Source organism: Natrinema soli (assembly GCF_028618695.1).
In genome coordinates, this window is record NZ_JAQIVI010000833.1 from 1 (window position 1) to 4,465 (window position 4,465).

General features: G+C 66.2%; 5 protein-coding genes. 2 read left to right on the forward strand and 3 right to left on the reverse strand.

Annotated elements, in window-relative coordinates; all coding sequences use genetic code 11:
* Together otsB and PGX04_RS33660 are read left to right on the forward strand one after the other, a co-directional pair.
* The coding region (gene otsB, locus PGX04_RS33655) for a trehalose-phosphatase (RefSeq protein WP_273742445.1) at positions 1 to 582 on the forward strand (582 nt) is incomplete at its 5' end.
* 248 nt (positions 583 to 830) lie between these two features.
* Positions 831 to 1,178 (forward strand): winged helix-turn-helix domain-containing protein, encoded by a 348-nt coding sequence (locus PGX04_RS33660; RefSeq protein WP_273742446.1) that lies wholly within the window; start codon positions 831 to 833, stop codon positions 1,176 to 1,178.
* 121 nt (positions 1,179 to 1,299) lie between these two features.
* Here the strand turns inward: PGX04_RS33660 and PGX04_RS33665 are convergent, their stop codons facing one another.
* From PGX04_RS33665 to PGX04_RS33675, 3 genes are all read right to left on the reverse strand, one after another.
* Positions 1,300 to 2,052, reverse strand: a complete 753-nt coding sequence (locus tag PGX04_RS33665) for a peptidase M10A and M12B matrixin and adamalysin (RefSeq protein ID WP_273742447.1) — start codon at positions 2,050 to 2,052, stop codon at positions 1,300 to 1,302.
* A 163-nt stretch (positions 2,053 to 2,215) separates the two neighbouring features.
* The gene (locus PGX04_RS33670; protein ID WP_273742448.1) at positions 2,216 to 2,482 is read right to left on the reverse strand and encodes a hypothetical protein; all 267 of its coding nucleotides are present in this window, start codon (positions 2,480 to 2,482) and stop codon (positions 2,216 to 2,218) included.
* A 239-nt stretch (positions 2,483 to 2,721) separates the two neighbouring features.
* Positions 2,722 to 4,465: bacterio-opsin activator domain-containing protein (locus tag PGX04_RS33675; protein WP_273742449.1), on the reverse strand; the 1,744-nt coding region annotated here is incomplete at its 5' end.

Genomic DNA, 4,465 nt, shown 5'->3' on the forward strand with positions numbered 1-4,465 from the left:
TACGCCGGGAACCACGGTCTCGAGCTCGCGCGCACGGGGACGATCGCCGTCCATCCGGTCGCGCGCAAACGCGCCGTCCGCCTCGAGCGGATCTGCGCAATCCTCGAGACCGCGCTTCGCTCCGTTCCGAACTGCCGGATCGAGAACAAGCGCCTGACCGGGACGGTCCACTTCAGATCCGTCCCGCCGGCCGCCGAACCGATCGCCCGCCGCATCACCCGCGAGGTGGTCGACCGCTTCGGCGGCGACGCCCTCGAGATTTCGGCGGGGAAACGGATCCTCGAGATCGGACCGGACTTCCCGTGGGGAAAGGGCAACGCCGTCGAACTGATCGCCGCGGACGAACCGCCGGCGACCGCCGCCATATATATCGGGGACGACGTCACCGACGAATCGGCGTTTCGAGCCGTCGAACCGGACGGGATCGGGATCCGGGTCGGCGACGACGATCCCTCGAGCGCGTCCTGTCGGGTCGAGTCGCCAGCCGAGGTCGCGTCGTTTCTCTCGTGGTTGGGATCGACCGGAGCCGATCTGGTCGCTCGGTCCGACGTGTCCACCGCGACTCCCATCGAGGCCCGATAGCGGTTCCGAGGCGATGAGGTCACGATCCGCTCCGCGATCGGGAGCGACACGGCCGTCACGAGCCACACGACCGCCACTATCGTACCAACTGAGATGACTGCACGCCCGATCGCGCCACGAGTCATCGCGCGGACCGCCGGTTCCGTGCTCTATTCCTACCAAAACGAATAACCAGTAGATATATTCGCGTTCGAGCCGAAAGTATTAGTTACCACTGGAAATATAGTACGGTACGAGAGTGAAAGAGAGTGAAACTCCGACAACCAACTGATTTCCTGATCCTCGAGGCGCTCGAGGACAGGGGTCGCAACGTCGCAACGAATCTGGCCGCGCACACGGGAAAGAGCCGGAAGAACATCAATACCAGACTGCCGGTGTTAGAAGACTACGGTCTCGTCCGCAAGATCGGTCCCGCGGAGCGATCCGGGCTGTACGAGATCTCCTCGACGGGGAAGGCAGCGCTGGTCTACCGGGAACAGTACGACGAAGCCGACGACTTCGAGGCGCTCATCGAGGGCCCGAGCGCCGGCGCCGAGCAGGGGGAGGCACAGGCGAGCTTCGCCCGCGGTGAACACGACGACGAATCCGACGAGTAACCTGACGGTGCGGTCCGTATTCGGCCGCCTTCACTCCGTCTCGAGCCGGCGTCGTAACGAGTTCCGCGACGGCGAGTCGGTCGCGGAATCCGTCCGATAGTTACTACCACGGTCGTGCGAGTCAGAAGGGGAGCTCGCCGTCGTAGTTCGCGAGACGGCGGCGGGCACAGGAGGAAAAGGCGAAGCTGAGCGCCCGTTTCCGGTCTGCAGGGGCGGGGATCGCCGACCCACACGGCGATGCGTCGCTCTCGTACTCGGGATCCCACACGTAACTGCTGAGCATCGGCGTCGCGGTCAGGGCACCGTCGTACACGAACGCGGCGCCGTCTTCGTGGTTCAGACCGAGCGCGTGTCCGATCTCGTGGAGGAGGACCTGCATCGTCCGCACCGGCGTCGTGTTCGGCGCGATCACACGGGCGTCGCCGGTGACCACGTCGTCGAGCGACTCGAGGGCGGCGAGATGTCGGGCCCCGCCGACCGATGCGATGTGGGGCACGCCGTATCCGGTGGGAGCCCGCTCCATCCCCCCGTCGGTCACCAGCAGGTTGACGTCCGACGCGGGCTCGAGGTCGCGCCCGCCGAGCGTCCCCGACGCGACCGCCATGGGCCACTCCCCGCGGCGTGTGAGGTGTGCGGCGTCCTCGGTCGAAACCGAGACGGTTCCACCGATCGACGCCTCGAGCGACCAGTACTCGAAAGCGAGCGTTTCGTCGAGATACGAGCGGATCCGATCTGTAACCCCGTCGTAGGTAGCGGCCCGTTCGGAGAGCCAGATCCGCACCTCGAGCGTGTCGCTCGCCCCCCGCGTCGCGTACGCCAGCGTGCCGAGCGAAGCCGTCGATCCGACCGTCCCGAGGAACACGCGGCGTTTCACGAGCGTGCGTCTCGCGAGGAGGTCGGAGTGCCTACGGGTGTCTATGGACACGCGTTAAGTGTCGGTCACTCCTTGCGAGACGGACCACCGTGACCGACACGGCCGCCTCGAAGTGCGGTGCCGAGGACCAGACAAACGGGATCCGAGCGTTCGGCCGACGCGGCTACCGCGGCGGCACGCGCCGAGTATTGACGACACGGGCGCTGCGCTCGATGACGCGGATCTCGAGCCCGTCGGGAAGGTCGTCCGGTTCGGTCGGTGTGAGCAAGAGCAACGCGTCGTCCGCAGTTTCGACCAGTCGTCGGTGCGGCGCGCGCTGGTGCATGCAAACCGACCACTCGCCGTCCCGGAGCCGTCGTCTGACCTGCCAGTCGGTGTAGTACCGACCGTCCGACCCCTCGAAAACGGTCTCGAACGGGAGCGCTACCACGAGTTCGCCACCCCTTGCGCTCGAGAGTCGGGGCTTCCGCGCGAGCAGGCGATGGCGTGGGCGATTCGAACGGCCCCGGTCATTCCTACAGCATCGAATGACCGTCACGCACGTCGGCACTCGGATTCATATGGACGACGTTTAAGCGAGCGTCACTTTCTACCGGGCGTGATAGTCATAGGCACGCGGATTCACTGATGGACGGACCGCCGACTGCAGTAGCGGTGACTGGCGACGAACTATCCCGGGTTTCCGCCGTCCTCGAAGAACTCACCGAGAATCGATTTGAGCCCCTTTCGCAGGTGCTGGTGCATCGTCGGCGGCGAGATGTCCATCGCGTCGGCGATATCCTCGCCGGTACTCTCGCGCGGCCAGTCGAAGAACCCGCTGTAGTAGGCGAGTCGCAACGTCGTGAGCTGGCGGTCAGTGAGCCCGTCGAGGATCCGGTTCCGTCGCTCGGCCGCCGTCCTGACCGGTCGGTCCACTTCCCGTCTGGCGACGAGTTCGGTGTTCTCGTAAATTACGGTCAGCGCCTCCGCGATCTCCCGGATATCGGCATCCTGTGAGACTTCGACCAGACAGGTCCCGACCCCGTCCGCGACGGAGACGTCCCGGATCGTCGCGCCGTGGTTCGTGAGCGTCCGGACCCCCGACTTCGACAGCCGAATCTCGATCGTACAGCTCTCCTCACCGTCGTGGATGAGCCGACACTCCTCGACCGAGTCGTGGGTCGCCGCCTCCTCGAGCACCGTCTCGCCGTCCAGCCCGTCGATCGTCACGTACTGGAACGTGCGTCCGCCGGCGGTCGTGCCGGCCCACTCGAGCGAGCAGGTACAGCCGTACTCCGTCGAGAGGTCGAACGAGAACGTGTCGCCGCCGTCGATCCGGAACTCGAGTTCGACGACGGAGTCGGCGAAGAGCAACTGGCGGTTCTTGACGGCCATGATCGTAAAGCCGATCGTCTCGCCGAGCAGTCTGAACCCGGCCCGCTCGCGCTCGCTGAAGGCGTCGTGGCGGCTCGCGAGCACGGTGAGCACGCCGTAGGTCGCGTCTTCGTGCGTGATGGGGACGGCGATCGCGGACCGCACGTCGTCTTCACGGGCCGCCGCCCGCAATTCGTCGGGGAGCGACTCGTCCTCGAGAACGCGGTTCGTCGTCCGTAACTCGCCGGTTTGCGCCGCCTTCGCGACCGGATTCTCGTGATCGTCACTGGGGAACTCGCGAATGCGCTCGAGGACGGTCTCCGCCTCGCCCACTCCGGTCCGGTAGGACAGTCGCCCGTCCCCGGTCCGTTCGGCGATCCACGAGCCGCAGTACAGCTCCGAGTCAACGAGCTGATCGCAGACCTCGTGTTCGATGGCGTCCCTGGCCGGGGCCTCGACCAGCGTCTCGATGACCTGTCGAACGACCGCGTTGATCCGGTTGAGCGTCTCGAGTTGGTCCTGGCGCGAGCGGAGTTGCTGCTCGCGCTCGACGCGTTCGGTGATATCCCGCGCCAGCCAGACGACGGCGTGCCGGCCCTGAATCCGTTCGTCGATCGGGACGACCCGGGCCTCGAACTGTCGGCGGCCCTCGGTCGTGTCCGCCTCGTATTCGACTGACTGGACGTCGTCGGTCCGGATCGCCCGATCGACACACTCCTGTAACTTCGCGGCGACCGCGTCGGGGAACGCGTCGTCGAGTTCGGTTCCGACGAGGTCGTTCGCCGGCATCGAGTACAGGTCCGCGGACTCGGATCGGACCTTCGCCTCGAGATACGTGCCGTTCTCGCCGATGACGAAGGCTTCGTCGGGCAGTTCGTTCGCGAGGATGTGGTGGTATTGGTCGTCGCCGCCGTCCGCCGGAACCGAGGGGGCAGATCGAACCGTCGAGACGATCCGATCGATCGGATCCTCGTCGCGCGTCGTCGGCACGTACTCGGTCGCGTCGGCCCGGAGCGCGACCGTGGCGAGTCGTTCGCTGCCCTCGCGCGGCGCGACGATC